Source organism: Pseudomonas sp. NCCP-436, from assembly GCF_019656335.1.
Classification (GTDB): domain Bacteria; phylum Pseudomonadota; class Gammaproteobacteria; order Pseudomonadales; family Pseudomonadaceae; genus Aquipseudomonas.
This window is the reverse complement of the sequence record NZ_BPLZ01000020.1, coordinates 1-15049: the sequence shown is the minus strand read 5'-3', so window position 1 is coordinate 15049 and position 15049 is coordinate 1. Positions and strand designations below refer to the sequence as shown.

The following is a 15049-nucleotide window of genomic DNA, read 5'->3' as shown; positions in this document are numbered from 1 at the left end:
AAAGGCGCCGCCTTGGGGGCTCAGGCGAGAAAATGACGAGGAGGTCGTTCTGGTGTATCGAACACGCCGACAACGAGGCGAGCAGGCCAGGCTTTGGCCAGCTCGGAGTTTTGCGGGATGGTGTCGGTGAAAGACGCCTGACCGGAAGCGCCAGCCACTATGCAAAAGGCACAAAAAGCACAAGAATCGCTGTCAGGGGCATCGACTGTAGTGGAGCCATGCTGAACGCAGGCCGCACTTTCGGCCTCCATGCCGTGGCGCATGCCATGATCGCTCTGCTGACTTGCGCTCACCTGCGAAACATCGCTGCGATATACCTGCTCACACAATTGCATGCCGAACGCCGCCAAGGACTGTGCTGGCAAAGCCAGCATCAGCACCCAAACAACAACGTTACGCAGGAAATGGCGCATAGGTTCGCAAAAAGAGAGCGCAATGAGCGATGGGCGGATTATCCGTGCCCCGAGTACTTTGTCCAGAGCTACGTAACAGAATGCAAGAAAGTCGGGGGCGTTGCGAAAATGCACTGCCACCCCGTCAGACATAGTGCTTGAGCAAATGAGTCGCCCCTTAAAGAGAGCCAAACGCCCGCACCAGTCGTATCACACGAATTACACTCGCACGTTACGACTGTCGCTTTGAGTAGATCACCCCAGCATGGTCACATGCCGCGGATGACTGGCAATCCGGTCGAGCCAGCTGCAAATGGCCGGGAATGCTTCCAGACTGAATCCCCCCTCATGCGCCACATGGGTGTAGGCATAGAGTGCAATGTCGGCGATCGAGTAGTCTTCCCCGACCAGGTAGGGGGTGCGCAGCAACTGCTGTTCCATCACCTTGAGCGCCTTGTAGCCACGCGCCAGGCGAATGCCATGCTCCTCCCTACGCTCCTCGGGCATACCCTGATAAAGCTGGATGAAACGCGCCACTGCAACATTGGGTTCATGGCTGTACTGCTCGAAGAACTGCCACTGCAATACCTGAGTGCGCAGCCGCGGTTCGCCGGGCAGGAATTCACTGCCCTCGGCGAGAAAGTTGAGAATGGCGTTGGACTCCCAAAGGCAGGTGCCGTCCTCCAGTTCCAGCACTGGAATCTTGCCGTTGGGGTTCTTGACCAGGAAGGTTTCGCTCTGCGTTTCGCCCTTGAGGATGTCGACGGCGCCCCACTGGTAGGGCTTATCCAGCAGATGCAGCATCAGCTTGACCTTGTAGCAGTTGCCCGACCGGTAATCACCATAGACCTTCAACATCGCTCCTCCTCGCTCACGGCTAGCGTGCCGTCTTGCAAAAGCATTCCGAACCCGGCCTTTACGGCACCGGATAACTGCCCGACTTATACAGCCCCCTGTGCCTTCCGGATGACCGCCGCGAGCCGTCCCAGACCTTCGCCAAGACGCTCGGGAGCCACATGACTGAAGTTCAGCCGCAAATGACCGGGGTTGGCATCCGGGTTGATGAAGAACGGCTCGCCCGGCATGAAGGCCACGTTCTGCGCCAGCGCTGCATCGAGCAGTGTGCGAGTGTCCAGCGGCTGCCGCAGGGTTAGCCAGAAGAACAGCCCACCCTGCGGCACCTGCCAGTCGGCTAGGTCATCGAAGTTTTCCAGCAATGCCGCCTGCATGGCGTCGCGGCGAATACGGTAGAAAGCTCGTAGTTCGGCCATGTGCTGCTGATAGTGCTCGCTACCCAGCCATTGCAGTGCCTGCCATTGGCCGATGCGGTTAGTGTGCAGATCCGCCGACTGCTTCAGGCGCAGCAGATACGGAAACAGATCAGGCGTGGCAATCAGGTAACCGACCCGCAGGCCCGGCAGCAGAGTCTTGGAGACCGTGCCTGTATAGATCCAGCTGGCCTTTTTCAGGCGGCTGACGATAGGCGTGGCGCTGCCAGCGTCAAACACCAGCTCGCGGTAAGGCTCATCTTCGATCAGGGTCACGCCGAACTCATCGAGCAGCGCAGCCACGGCTTCGCGCTTGGCCTCACTGTAACGAGTACCGGACGGATTCTGGAAGGTCGGGATCAGATAGGCAAAGGCCGGCTTGTGCTGCTCCAGGCGCTGACGCAGGGTGGCCAACTCGGGGCCGTCGGCTTCCTGCGGCACGCTGATGCAATCGGCACCGAACAGTTGGAACGCCTGCAGCGCCGCCAGATAGGTCGGCGCCTCAAGCAGCACTTCGGTGCCCGGATCAATGAACAGCTTGGAGGCCAGATCCAGGGTCTGCTGCGAACCACTGACGATGAGAACCTGACTGGCCTCACAGGGCACACCCAGTTTGCGGGCCTCAGCGGCGATGACCTCACGTAGCGCCGGCTCGCCCTCACTCATGCCGTACTGGCCCATGCTGGCCGGCATTTCCGCCCAGTCCACCTTTGGCAGCATTGGTTCGGCCGGCAATCCCCCGGCGAACGACATCACCTCCGGACGCTGCGCCGCAGCAAGAATTTCACGAATCAGAGAGCTTTTCAGGCGGGCGATGCGTTCAGAGAAGGCCATGTGTATTCCCGAGGTGCCAAAGGTGCGATATTTAAGTCAAACTGCTTGACCGAAACTACGACGACACCCAGGGATACGTCAATATGCCTGACCTAAAAAACCCTGCCGTTCAGCAGGCTGCCATGGAAGCCTTCTTCTTCGGCTATCAGGCCTTCACCGCCAAACCCGACGTGATGCTGGCACGACGCGGACTGTCGCGCGTGCACCACCGCATCCTCTTTTTCATCGCCAAGTACCCGGGGCTGAGCATGAAGGAACTGCTGGGCTACCTGGGCGTGAGCAAACAGGCACTCAGCACGCCCCTGCGCCAATTGATGGAAATGCATCTGGTAATCAGCGAAACGGCGCCTGACGACAAACGCAAGCGCCTGCTTGGCTTCACCCCGGAAGGCGCCAGGCTGGAACAGGCCTTGCGCCGCGAACAGGCACGCCTGCTGCAAAAAGTGTTTAGCGAAATGGGCGAGGAAACCGTGCAGGGCTGGCTGGATGTCAACCGCGCATTGGCCCGCGGCCGACAGGAGCATGGATAGACGAGGCTATAACAATCAGTCCGGGTTCATCCGGATGCTCGTAACAGCCATAGGTATGCCGCTGCAAAGAATCAGAGCCCAAACGTGGATCACGACTGTACGGCTTATCACGCCACTGGCTGTATCGCGACGCCGAGCAGGCGGATCAATAGGCTGATGCACAGTCTACGGAGAACCTGCGATGACCGCCGAACTGCTGCTTGCCTTCATCACCTTCGCCTTTGTCACCTCGATCACGCCGGGGCCGAACAACATGATGCTGCTCGCCTCGGGTGTGAACTTTGGCGTACGTCGCAGCATTCCGCACATGCTGGGCATCAGCCTGGGGTTCATGCTACTGGTGGCTGCTGTCGGCCTAGGACTGGGACAGATCTTTGAGCAGGTTCCCCTGCTACACCGCGTACTGCGCTATGCCGGAGCCGCCTATCTGCTCTACCTGGCCTGGAAGATCGCCCGCTCGGGAGCCCCACAAAGCGCCGACAACAGTGCTGCCAAACCCTTTACCTTTCTCCAGGCGGCGGCTTTTCAGTGGGTCAACCCCAAGGCCTGGATCATGGCCATCGGTGCCATCACCACCTATACGCCTCACGAGGGTTTCTTCACCAACGTACTGCTGATAGCGGCCCTGTTCGCCCTGGTCAACTGCCCCAGCGTGGGCATCTGGACCGTGGCTGGCAGCCTTCTGCGCCACTGGCTGGACAACCCCCGGGCACTGCAGTTATTCAATATCACCATGGCCGTCCTGCTGGTGGCCTCCCTCTACCCCATCCTCGTCGATTCAGGATCGTTCTGATGCACGATGCAACCACCACTCGCCTGCGGCCGCTGGCGGACAGCTCGACCTCCTCCATCGTGGCCGGCTTTATCGCCATGCTCACTGGCTACACCAGTTCGCTGGTGCTGATGTTCCAGGCCGGCCAGGCCGCCGGGCTGAGCAGTGGGCAGATTTCTTCCTGGATTTGGGCCCTGTCCATCGGCATGGCGTTGTGCTGCATCGTGCTTTCGCTGCGCTATCGCGCGCCGGTAATGATCGCCTGGTCAACGCCTGGGGCAGCCCTGCTGATCACCAGCCTGCCCGGGGTGCCCTATGGCGAGGCGATTGGTGCCTATATTCTGGCGTCCGGATTGATCGTGCTGATCGGCCTGACCGGCACCTTCGACCACCTGATGCGCCGCATTCCCGCCAGCATCGCTGCCGCACTGCTGGCCGGAGTATTGTTCAGAATCGGCCTGGAAATCTGCAACGCTGCCGAGCAGCAGCCCTGGCTGGTTCTGGCCATGCTGCTGGCCTATCTTTCCGGCAAGCGTCTGTGGCCACGCTATGCAGTGCTGGCCGCACTGGTGGTCGGCAGCCTGATGGCCGGCCTCCTCGGCCTACTGGATTTCAGCAATTTCGAGCTGGAGCTGGCAGCCCCACAGTGGACGACGCCGAGCTTCTCGCTGTCGGCCGCCATCAGCATCGGTATTCCGCTGTTCATCGTCGCCATGGCCTCGCAGAACCTGCCGGGCATGGCCGTACTGCGCGCCAACGGCTATGACGTTCCGGCTTCGCCGCTGCTGACCAGTACCGGGCTGGTATCGATCCTGAGCGCGCCGTTCGGCAGTCACGGCATTCACATGGCAGCCATCAGCGCAGCCATCTGCGCCGGCCCGGAAGCCCATGAAGATCCGCGCAAGCGTTACACCGCTGCCGTCTGGTGTGGGGTGTTCTACGGTATCGCCGGACTCTTCGGAGCCACCCTGGCAGCTCTCTTCGCTGCCCTGCCGGCCGCTCTGATCCTATCCATCGCCGCTCTGGCGCTGTTTGCCTCAATTATCGGTGGCCTGACCCAGGCCATGAGCGAACCCAGCGAGCGCGAAGCAGCTCTGGTCACCTTTCTGGTCACAGCCTCGGGAATGACCCTGATCGGTGTCGGCTCAGCCTTCTGGGGTATAGTTGCCGGGCTGCTGACCCTGGCTGTGCTCAATGCGGGCAAGCCTCATTCCTGACTCGACGCGGCTCCGCATACGTTTCTCTAATCAGCCTGGAGCACACGCCTTAAACAGCGGAACTACACCGCAAGTACCCCGGCCAAAACCAGCCGGGGTAGCGATGGAAAATCAGCTATAGATGCCGCCCGATACCTCCAGGCGCTGCGCATTAACCCAGCATGATTCTTCCGATAGCAGCATGGCGATAGCCTTGCCGATATCGTCCGGCACGCCAACCCGGCCCAAGGCCGTCTGCGCAGCTATCGCCGCATTGATCTGACGGTTGTCACGCACCACACCGCCCCCAAAATCTGTCTCAATGGCTCCCGGAGCGATGGTGTTGACACGAATGCGACGAGGCCCCAGCTCAGTCGCCAGGAAACGGGTCAGTACCTCCACCCCTCCTTTCATCGCCGCATAGGCCGAATAACCCGGCATCGAGAAGCGCGCCAGCCCGGAGGAGATATTGAGGATGTGACCGCCATCAGCCAACAGTGGCAACAGCCTCTGAGTGAGGAAATAGGTGCCCTTGAGATGAATATTCATCAGCAGGTCGAACTGCTCCTCGGTGGTCTCGGCGAACGGCACGTTGATGCCGATACCGGCGTTGTTCACCAGGGCGTCAAAGCTGTCACACTGCCAAACTTCCGCCAGTGTCTGGCGCACCTGCTCGGCGAAACTGACAAAGCTGGAGCTGCGCCCCACGTCCAGTTGCAGGGCCACAGCCTTGACGCCAAGTTCACGAACCTGCGCGACCACCGCCTCGGCCGCTTCCTTGCCACTGTTGTAGGTGATGATCAGATCGTGGCCATGGCGCGCCAGGTGAATGGCAGCATTCCGGCCAAGGCCGCGGCTGGCGCCGGTGATCAGGGTAATGGGGGTACTCATTGTAACGACCTCGCAGTGGTATATGACTTGCGAGAACTAGAGTATTGACCAATCAATAACGGATAAATCCAAGAAATATTTTTATACTATCCAAAATTTGCTAACAATCCCCCCTCTATGGATCGACTTCACGCAATGCAGGCATTTGTTCGGGTCGCCGAACTGGCCAGTTTTACTCGGGCAGCCGACAGTCTGGGCCTACCCAAGGCTAGCGTTTCACTGCTGGTGCAGCAGCTGGAAAACCAGTTGGGCGCCCGCTTGCTGCACCGCACCACTCGCAGGGTCAGCCTGACCCAGGACGGGCAGGCCTGTTACGAGCGCTGCAAGGATCTGCTGGCCGACGCCGAAGAAATCGAAGCGATGTTCCAGCTGGAGGCAGACCAGTTGCGCGGGCGGCTACGGGTAGACATGAACCAGGCAGTTGCCCGCGACCTGGTGCTGCCTCACCTGGCCGAGTTTCTCGCTATCCACCCACAACTGCAGCTGGAGTTGAGCTGCACGGATCATCGTGTCGATCTGATCCGCGAGGGTTTCGACTGCGTGGTACGGGTCGGTGGCCAGGTCGATCCGGGCCTGATTGCCCGCACCCTGGGGCAGATGGAGCAGATAAACTGCGCCAGCCCGGCCTATCTGCAACACTTCGGCACGCCACGGAGCCTGGCGGATCTGGCCGACCATCGCCTGGTGCACTACGTGCCCAACCTGGGCGCCCGGGCCGACGGCTGGGAATATTTGGAAAACGGTGAACTGCGCACGCTGGATATGCCCGGCACGCTGACGGTCAACAGCACCGACGCATACAGTCAGGCCTGTCTCGCTGGCCTGGGGCTGATCCAGGTGCCGCGGGTCGGGGTTTTGCCCTATCTGGCGGACGGTCGTCTGGTGGAGGTGATGCCCCAGTACCGCGCCGCCCCCATGCCTGTGTTGCTGCTCTACCCGCACCGGCGCAATCTGTCGAAGCGAGTACAGGTGTTTATGGACTGGCTGACAGGCCTGATCAGCCCTCATGTCACCTCGATCAAGTAGAGCTACACAGCATAGTGGCGAAGTTCCCTCACGTCTGTCGATTCAATTCGCCGCTGGATCACGGTCAATCTCTGCGGACTGGTTCTTCAAGAACTTGCGCACATTGGCAAATGCTTCACCGAAGTAAGCTTCGTAGCTGTGCTTTTCGACATAGCCCAGATGCGGGGTGCAGAGTATGCGCGGATGGGCCAGCAGTGGATGATCGGTCTGCAGGATCGGCTCCTGCTCAAATACATCCAGCGCCGCCTGACCAGGACGCCCTCGATCCAGAGCCTCGAGCAGAGCTCCCGGGGCGATCAGCTCGGCACGGCTGGTATTGACCAGCAGCGCGTCAGGTTTCATCCGTGCAAGATCAGCAGCACCTACACAGTACCGAGTGGCAGGTACCAGACGCAGGTGCAGGCTGAGCACATCGGCCTGCTCGAAAAAGGCTTCGCGCGTTTGCGCGGCTTCATGCCCATCCGCTACGGCAGTCTGCCGTGAGGCTTCGCTGCCCCACACCAGCACACGCATATCGAAAGCTCGTGCATAGCGAGCCAGACGCTGGCCGATTTTGCCGTAGCCCCAGATACCCAGTGTCTGACCATACAGACGCTGGCCGAGGTTGACCTGCCAGCGCCCAGCATACAGCCCGTTCATAGCCTCACGCAGTTGCCGCCGGGCATTGAGAATCAATGCCCAAGTCAGCTCGGCAGCGGCGATGGGTGAGCCGGTGCCTTCAGCCACGGTCACGCCGCGCTCGCGGCAGGCCTGCAGGTCGAGGTGCGGCCCCACCCTTCCGGTCTGGCTGATCAGCTTGAGGTTGGGCAGACGTGCCAGCAACTCGGCATCAATACGTGTGCGCTCACGTGTCAATACCAGCGCGTCAGCGTCGGCAAACCGCTCAACCAGTACCTCGAGGTCGCTGGCATGATCGTGATACACGCGAACCTCGAAACCGTCGAGCAGCTGGAAACACTCCAGCGACTGTACGACCCGTTGGTAGTCTTCCGGTATCACGACACGCATCTAGGAACGCTCCTTTGAAATGGATCAGGCCATGCTGGATACACGAGCCTGCTGGCGACGTGCACGCCAGGCGCGCCAGAACGGCAACGCGATCATCACGCCAACCAAGGCCCACACACCCCAGGTGATCGGGCTGGCGAACAGTATCCCGATTTCGCCATTGGACAGCGACAGGGCACGGCGCAGATTCTGCTCCATCAGCCCGCCAAGGATGAAGCCCAGCAGGATGGCCGAGAGCGGGAAATCCATCTTGCGCAGCACGTAGCCGAAGATGCCGATGACGATCATCAGGAACAGGTCGAAGGTGGTCGCATGTACCGCGTAGACACCGATGGCCGTGATGATCGCGACCGCAGGCACCAGCGCCCAGTAAGGCACGGAGAGGATCTTGGTGAAGATCTTGATCATCGGCACGTTCATCACGATCAACATCAGGTTGGCCACAAACAGCGAGGCGATCAGGCCCCAGACGATGTCTGGCTGGTTCTGGAACAGCAGCGGGCCAGGAGTGATGTTGTACAGAGTCAGCGCCCCTAGCATTACTGCCGTGGTGCCCGACCCCGGCACGCCCAGGGTCAGCATAGGCACCATGGAGCCACAAGCCGAGGCGCTGTTGGCGGTTTCCGGTGCAGCCAGGCCACGCAGATCGCCTTTGCCGAAGGTGTTGTCCTTCACCGCCATGCGTTTCTCGGACATATAAGCCACAGCACTGGCCAGTGTCGCCCCGGCGCCCGGCAGAATACCGAGGACAAAACCAAGCAGACCGCTGCGCAGGTTGGTACCCAGAACGAAAGCGCCTTCCTTGAGGTTGAAGAGCATGCGACCGCTTGCCTTGATCGCCTTCTGACCCTGATGGGTTCGCTCCAGCAAGACCAGGATTTCGCTGATCGAGAACAGGCCGAGCACCAGCACTACGAACTGGATGCCGTCAGCCAGGCCGAGGCTGCCAAAAGTGAAGCGGTACACACCGCTGTTGGAGTCGATGCCGACGCACGACAGCAGCAGACCGATTAACGCCGCAACGGCGGTCTTCAGCGGCTTGTTGCCTGCCATGCCGGCCAGACAGGTGATGGCGAACACCATTAGCACGAAGTATTCCGCCGGGCCGAAGGCCACGGCCCATTTCGCCAGCAATGGCGCGAACAACACCACGCCGATGGTGGCGATCAGCCCACCGATGAACGAACTCCAGGCCGACAGCGACAGAGCGACGCCTGCATGGCCCTTGCGTGCCAGCGGGTAGCCGTCGAGGGTGGTCATCACCGCCGAGGCTTCGCCGGGAATGTTCAACAGGATCGAAGAAATACGGCCGCCGTACTCGCAGCCGAGATACACGGCAGCCAGCAGAATCAGGGCGCTTTCCGGCGGTAAGCCGAGGGCGAACGCGACCGGAATGAGCAAGGCCACGCCGTTGATCGGGCCCAGACCTGGCAGCAGGCCAACCACGGTGCCGATCAAGGTGCCACACAGGGCCGTGACCAGGTTGTAGGGCGTCAGGGCGACACCGAAGCCCTGACTGAGATAACCGAGAGTATCCATGAATCAGTTCTCCAGGGACGAAAGGATGCCGAGCGGCAGAGGAACGTCGAGCGCCTTGTCGAACAGCAGATAAAGCCCAACAGCCAACACCGTGCCGTTGATCAGGCTGTGCGACCAGCGACCGCCATACAATCTGGCCATTGCGATGCCGAACATCACACTGGAGAGGATGAAACCGAGCACTTCGAACAGTGCCGCGTAAAGCGCCAGAATCGCCAGGCAGATACCGACCTTGATCAACACCTCACGCGGTGCGGCAGCCTCTTCGCTGTGCGACTCGTGGACTGGTCTGAGCATCAGTTGCACGGCGCCGGCTGCAATCAGCAGGAGCAACAGCAAGGGAAAGGCTTTCGGGCCGACAGGCTCGTAGGAAAAGGGGGCACTGTATCCCCAGGCGGCTATGGCCAGGACACAGCAAAGCAGCAGGGTGATAGCTGCGAAGATACGATCGTGCATAGGGGGCTCCGCGAGAACGCGCCGCACACAGGCGGCGCCATAGACATCATTCAACCAGACCGAACTCGCGTCCCAATTTCCGGTACTCCTGTACCTGGGCTTTCACCAGATCGTTGAGCTCCTTTCCATCGACATGGAAAGGAAGCACATCACGATCTGCCAGGTAGTTCTGGAAGTCCGGTGAAGCGCTGAGCTTGGCAAAGCGATCGCGCCACCAGGCAACGTCCTCGGCATTCACCTCAGGGCCGACGTAGTAGCCACGAATCAGCGGCCAGAGGATTTCATAACCCTGCTCGCGCGCTGTGGGAATCGACGCCAGCTCGCCAGTCAGGCGCTCTTCGCTGAAGACCGCCAGCGTGCGGATGTCGTTGTCCTGCTGTGCACGAATCTCGCTCGCACTGCCGGTGACCAGATCCACATGCCCGCCCATCAGTGCCATGTAGTGCTCGGAGCCTCCTTCGAAGGCTGCGTAGCGCAGGTCACGCGGATCGAGGCCGGCAGCACGGGCAAGCAGTGCTATCTTCATCCAGCCCTGGCCGCCGATGCTGCCACCACCGCCCACGGTGATACTCTTCGGATCCTTCCTCAGCGCCTGCACGACATCGTCGAGCGTCTTGTATGGCGAGTCGCCACGGACTGCCAGAGTGCCATAGTCGGTACCAACGGTAGCCAGCCACTGCACGGCGTTCTCGTCGAAGCGACCGTACTTTCCCAGTGCCAGGTTCAGCAGCGAAGCGCCGGAAAAGGCAACCAGAGTGCCGGGCTCGGCACGACGGTTGGCTGCAATGGCGTTGTAAGCAATCGCACCGATGCCACCCGGCATGTAGGTCACGCGAATCGGTGAGTTGATAAGGTTCTCGTCCTTGAAGCCGACTTGCGCCAGCTTGCAAGTCAGGTCGAAACCGCCACCGGGCTTGCTCGGGGCAATGCATTCAGGGCGATGCGGCTCACCGGCCACAGAGGCAGTGCTGCCAATGAGCAAGGCCAGGGTAAGCGGCAGAATCTTGCGAATATTTGAAGTGGACATGTTTGTTCCTTTTATTGGAGTTGTCAGGAAAGGCGTTACCAGAGCGGCACGATGTAACTCAGGATCAGGCGATTCTCGTCCAGGTCGCGGACGAAGCTCGACCGGTAGGTCGCGTTTCGCCAGGTCACTTTCAGATTCTTCAGCGGGCCATCGCCGAAGGCGTAGGCGATATCGGTATCGCGTTCCCACTCACGCCCCTCGCCTACCGCCAGGTCGACCTGGTCGCCGCGCACATAGCGAGTCATGAAGGTCAGTCCCGGCACTCCGACGCTGGCAAAGTCGAAGTCGTAACGCAGTTGCCAGGAACGCTGGCCGGGACCGGCGAAATCGTTGATCTGCAGGAAGTTGGTCAGGTAAGGCGTAGCCCCGTTGACGTAGGTGAAGCCGTCGTCACCGAGCATCTTCTGGTAAGCCAGGCCTAGGGAGTGACCCGTGGCGCTGTAGGTGAACATGCCGTTGATGACACGGTTGTCGATATCGCCTGCCAGTTCCTGCCCGGCTTCGCTGTTGCTGAAGTAGCGCAGATCGCTTTTCAGCTTGCCAGGCCCCAGCGCCAGGGAGTGCTGCAGGCCGAGGAAATGCTGGCGATAGACATCGTTCAACTCAGCATAGTGATATCTGGTGAGCAACTGCGGATTGATAGCGTAATCCACGCCTGCAAAACGCAGCTCGTCACTCTCCGGGCTACCACCAAAACGGCCGTTCTTGTTGTTCAGCGTCAGCTTGTCGGAGCCGGAGACGTTACGCTGCACCACGCGGTCGATCTCGCCGAGGGTGAAGGTGGCGCGTTCGAGATCCTTGCTCTGCACCTGCCAGCCCTCGAACACCTGCGGCAACAGGCGTGCGTTGCTGTATTGCAGATAGGGCATCTTCGGCAGCAGCGTGCCTACGCGCAGCTCGCTCTCGGCGAAACGCACCTTGCCGGTCACACCCAGCTTGCTGTAGTCGTCCTCGGCGCGGTTGCGGCTGTTGCGCGGCAGCAAGTCGGTGCCACTGCGATCGGGTGAGGAATCGAGCTTGATGCCGAGCATGCCGATGGCATCGACGCCGAAACCCACGGTGCCCTGGGTGTAGCCGGACTCCAGGTTGAGAATGAAGCCCTGCGCCCATTCTTCGCGTTTGTTCTGCCCGGCATTCTCGCGAAAATCGCGGTTGAGATAGAAATTGCGCAGCTCCAGGCTGGCCTTGCTGTCCTCGATGAAACCGGCAGCGTTGGCACCGACTGCTGGCAATGCCATGACCGTCAGACCGACGACGGAGCAACTGAGGGATTTTGTTCTTGTCATTGTGGTTGGCCCTAGGGGTGTGGTTGTGGTGAAACGAAGTCAGCTGCCCGTGCGCCTCAGGGTGGGGATGTACACCTCGCCGGAGAACAGGCGACGGGCCGTGCGCACCAGCGAGGCACGCAGGTTCTCGGGGTTACCGTCTGCAGCAGGCTGCAGGGAAACCTCGATCTGGCCGCCCGGATGCTCCAGGCGTACCAGTGCCTCGCCTTCGATGGGCGCGACATCCTGGGCGACGCTGCCGGGCAGTGCACAGGCCGTGGCCAGGCCGATGGCCCCGGTGGCAGCGACCGAGCGGTGGCAGTTGTGCGGCATGAAATAGCGCACGCTCAGCGTGCCGCCGTGGCGTGCAGGTGCCAGCAGCACCGGTTTGGGAATGACCATCTGCGACACATCGCCAAGCCCCATGGCCAGGCCGGCCTGCAGGCGAATGCGTTCCAGGCGCTGGAGAAACGCGCTGTCGGCATCCAGCTCGGCGGGCGACTCGTAGCCGGTCTTGCCCAGCGCCTCGGCATGCATCAGCACCATCGGCATGGCCATGTCGATGCAGGTCGTCACGACACCGTCGAACTCGTCACGCACGCGGCCGGTAGGCAGCAGGCGACCGGTCTTGGCACCAGCGGCATTGAGGAAGGTCAGCTTGATGGGCGCGGCAGTACCGGGCACGCCGTCGATGGCGGTGTCGCCGTCATAGCGAACGCGGCCGTTAGGGGTCATCACGTCGGAGTCGACGAAGGTGTTGGTATTGAGGTTGCGAATGCGCACCCGCGTCATCGGCGAGCCGGCATTGACCAGGCCGTGCTCGATGGCGAAAGGACCGATGGCGCAGAGCATGTTGCCGCAGTTGGGCGCGGTATCGACGCGGCGCTGGGTAACCATGACCTGCACGAACAGGTAGTCGACATCGGCGTCCGGGTGCGGCGAGCGACTAACGATCGCCACCTTGCTGGTCTGCGGGCTGCCGCCACCGATGCCGTCGATTTCCAGCTCGTGGCCCGACCCCATCAGGCTGAGCAATACCTCGTCGCGCTGCTGCGGGTCAGTGGGCAGGTGATTGGCCAGAAAGACCGGTCCTTTCGAAGTACCGCCTCGCATGAGTACACAAGGTACCGTCCGCATGATGCCTCCAACGCAATAAAACTAGTGATTGTTGCTTTGCGTTGATTATGAGGAGCAGGTATTTATTTTGTAAAATGCATATATTTTGATATTTATTCCATTTCAAGCATTAATGCATGCGGAAGTTTTCTCGCTTGCCAGTCCTGAGCCGAAAGACTAGGGTTCATTGGTAACTTTCAAACAAAAATACGCACAACTAATAATCCAGACGCATGAATTACGAACTGCAAGACATCCGCGCTTTCGTGAAAATTGCCGAATTCGGCAACTTTCACGAGGCAGCCAACGCCATCCACCTGTCCCAGCCGGCATTGACCCGGCGCATGCAGAAGCTGGAAGAAAGCCTCGGTATCCAGCTCCTGGACCGCACCACGCGCCGTGTCAGCCTGACAGCCGTGGGCCGGGATTTTCTGCCCAAGGCGCAGCGTCTGCTGGACGACTTCGAACGCTCGATCCTCGGCATTCGCGAACTGGCCGAGCGCCAGTCCGGCCAGGTCACCCTCGCCTGCATACCGACGGCCGCCTTCTATTTCCTGCCGACAGTGATCCGCGCCTTCAACCTGCAGTACCCGAAGATCCGCATCCGTATCCTCGACCTCAGTGCCCATGAAGGGCTGGAGGCGGTGATACGTGGCGAGGCGGACTTCGGCATCAACATGCAGAGCGGGCAGAGCGCGGAAATCGACTTCACGCCGCTGGTCAACGAGCCCTTCGTGCTCGCCTGCCGGCGCGATCATCCCCTGGCCAAACGCTCGGAAGTGGCCTGGCGCGAACTGAGCGACTACCGCCTGATTGGCGTCGGCCGCCTCAGTGGCAACCGCGTGCTGCTCGACCACGGCCTGGCCCATCTCGACTGGCGCCCAAGCTGGTTCTACGAGGTACAACACCTGTCGACCTCACTCGGCATGGTCGAGGCCGGCCTGGGCATAGCCGCCCTGCCCAGCCTGGCGATGCCGGCCGAGGATCATCCGATCCTGGTCAGTCGCCCGCTGGTCGACCCGGTAATCAGCCGTACTCTGGGTCTGGTGCGCCGCCGTGGCTCTTCACTGTCACCGGCAGCGGAACAGTTCGTCGAAACCCTGCTGCGGCAATGGCCCAGCTACACCTCGCTTGGCGTCGACAGCAAATCAAGTTGAGTTCGAAGTTATTGGAATAAGCAAGATCAGCCCTCTTCACGATGGCCAACTCCTCGACTTATTCGGTCTGCAGTCGTTTGAGCCGTGCGCTTCATCGGCTAGTGGCTGCTCGGACTCACTGCCGGTCAGGGTTGACCTCCACACCAGCACATCGCAGCGGGATATGCAGGCGCCGATAGCCGAAACACCGGCGCTCCTGTGCCAGTTCCACGAGTTGGGTTTGCACCCTGGTGTTTTGCTCGCTGCCACGAGGTTGACAGTGCAGCACCGAGCAAGACAACCCGATCAGCTGACAGGCACGGCGCCGCAGATACCGGTTCGCTCCCGCATCTCCTGCAGCGCTTCCCGCCGAGCTGTCGTGCTTACCCTTGTCTCCGAGCGACCACCTTCAGCACCTCGATGTCCAGATGGGCTTCGGCCAGTAGCTTTTTCAGCCGGCTGTTCTCGGCGATTTTCAAGGTAGTTGTCGCGTGAGCGTATCACGCTGCCTTTGATGTTTGCTGCAGTACCGCTTCCCGCTCCGGGTTCAGGCACACGATTGGTGCCAGCACCCAGTTCCTGATGTTGCCGCT

General features: G+C 60.7%; 15 protein-coding genes and 1 pseudogene. 5 read left to right on the top strand and 11 right to left on the bottom strand.

Annotated features, from left to right (window positions below; translation table 11 throughout):
* Positions 1-20: 20 nt before the first annotated feature.
* The 3 genes from NCCP436_RS16240 to NCCP436_RS16230 all read right to left on the bottom strand — a co-directional run bounded on the left by NCCP436_RS16240 (position 21) and on the right by NCCP436_RS16230 (position 2494).
* Positions 21-527, bottom strand: a complete 507-nt coding sequence (locus NCCP436_RS16240) for a hypothetical protein (protein ID WP_259651512.1) — start codon at positions 525-527, stop codon at positions 21-23.
* A gap of 120 nt (positions 528-647) precedes the next feature.
* Positions 648-1250: a glutathione S-transferase family protein gene (locus tag NCCP436_RS16235; protein WP_220805009.1), complete on the bottom strand. Its 603-nt coding sequence runs from the start codon at positions 1248-1250 to the stop codon at positions 648-650.
* A gap of 83 nt (positions 1251-1333) precedes the next feature.
* Entirely contained in the window at positions 1334-2494 is a 1161-nt protein-coding gene (locus tag NCCP436_RS16230; RefSeq protein WP_220805008.1) for a PLP-dependent aminotransferase family protein, read from the bottom strand.
* 83 nt (positions 2495-2577) lie between these two features.
* Between NCCP436_RS16230 and NCCP436_RS16225 the strand changes: the two genes are divergently transcribed.
* From NCCP436_RS16225 to NCCP436_RS16215, 3 genes are all read left to right on the top strand, one after another.
* Positions 2578-3024 carry a MarR family winged helix-turn-helix transcriptional regulator gene (locus tag NCCP436_RS16225; protein WP_220805007.1) on the top strand — a complete coding sequence of 149 codons (447 nt, stop codon included), beginning with the start codon at positions 2578-2580 and terminating at the stop codon, positions 3022-3024.
* Positions 3025-3205: 181 nt separating this feature from the next.
* Positions 3206-3817 carry a LysE family translocator gene (locus NCCP436_RS16220; protein WP_220805006.1) on the top strand — a complete coding sequence of 204 codons (612 nt, stop codon included), beginning with the start codon at positions 3206-3208 and terminating at the stop codon, positions 3815-3817.
* Positions 3817-5013, top strand: coding sequence for a benzoate/H(+) symporter BenE family transporter (locus NCCP436_RS16215; RefSeq protein ID WP_220805005.1), 1197 nt, complete (start codon positions 3817-3819; stop codon positions 5011-5013). The genes NCCP436_RS16220 and NCCP436_RS16215 overlap by 1 nt, the downstream gene beginning before the upstream one ends.
* A gap of 111 nt (positions 5014-5124) precedes the next feature.
* On the opposite strand, the gene NCCP436_RS16210 is transcribed toward NCCP436_RS16215, so the two are convergent.
* A complete protein-coding gene (locus NCCP436_RS16210) occupies positions 5125-5883 on the bottom strand; it encodes an SDR family NAD(P)-dependent oxidoreductase (protein ID WP_220805004.1) in 759 nt (252 codons plus the stop codon).
* Positions 5884-6000: 117 nt separating this feature from the next.
* On the opposite strand from NCCP436_RS16210, the gene NCCP436_RS16205 reads away from it, so the two are divergent.
* Positions 6001-6909: a LysR family transcriptional regulator gene (locus NCCP436_RS16205; protein WP_220805003.1), complete on the top strand. Its 909-nt coding sequence runs from the start codon at positions 6001-6003 to the stop codon at positions 6907-6909.
* A gap of 42 nt (positions 6910-6951) precedes the next feature.
* Here NCCP436_RS16205 and NCCP436_RS16200 read toward each other — a convergent pair whose 3' ends face one another.
* The 6 genes from NCCP436_RS16200 to NCCP436_RS16175 are packed head-to-tail and all read right to left on the bottom strand — an operon-like array spanning position 6952 to position 13341.
* Entirely contained in the window at positions 6952-7917 is a 966-nt protein-coding gene (locus NCCP436_RS16200; protein ID WP_220805002.1) for a D-2-hydroxyacid dehydrogenase family protein, read from the bottom strand.
* A gap of 24 nt (positions 7918-7941) precedes the next feature.
* Positions 7942-9456, bottom strand: a complete 1515-nt coding sequence (locus NCCP436_RS16195; RefSeq protein ID WP_220805001.1) for a tripartite tricarboxylate transporter permease — start codon at positions 9454-9456, stop codon at positions 7942-7944.
* 3 nt (positions 9457-9459) lie between these two features.
* Complete coding sequence (locus NCCP436_RS16190; RefSeq protein ID WP_220805000.1) at positions 9460-9912, bottom strand: tripartite tricarboxylate transporter TctB family protein; 453 nt, start codon at positions 9910-9912, stop codon at positions 9460-9462.
* 46 nt (positions 9913-9958) lie between these two features.
* Complete coding sequence (locus NCCP436_RS16185; protein ID WP_220804999.1) at positions 9959-10939, bottom strand: tripartite tricarboxylate transporter substrate binding protein; 981 nt, start codon at positions 10937-10939, stop codon at positions 9959-9961.
* 35 nt (positions 10940-10974) lie between these two features.
* Positions 10975-12225, bottom strand: coding sequence for an OprD family porin (locus NCCP436_RS16180; RefSeq protein WP_220804998.1), 1251 nt, complete (start codon positions 12223-12225; stop codon positions 10975-10977).
* Between the two features lie 39 nt (positions 12226-12264).
* The gene (locus NCCP436_RS16175) at positions 12265-13341 is read right to left on the bottom strand and encodes a 4-oxalomesaconate tautomerase (protein ID WP_143499044.1); all 1077 of its coding nucleotides are present in this window, start codon (positions 13339-13341) and stop codon (positions 12265-12267) included.
* A 212-nt stretch (positions 13342-13553) separates the two neighbouring features.
* Here NCCP436_RS16175 and NCCP436_RS16170 point away from each other — a divergent pair, with 212 nt between their 5' ends.
* Positions 13554-14477 carry a LysR family transcriptional regulator gene (locus tag NCCP436_RS16170; protein WP_220804997.1) on the top strand — a complete coding sequence of 308 codons (924 nt, stop codon included), beginning with the start codon at positions 13554-13556 and terminating at the stop codon, positions 14475-14477.
* Positions 14478-14598: 121 nt separating this feature from the next.
* Here NCCP436_RS16170 and NCCP436_RS16165 read toward each other — a convergent pair.
* Positions 14599-14923 (bottom strand): annotated as a pseudogene (locus tag NCCP436_RS16165) (IS3 family transposase); the annotation flags it as partial.
* Positions 14924-15049 lie beyond the last annotated feature (126 nt).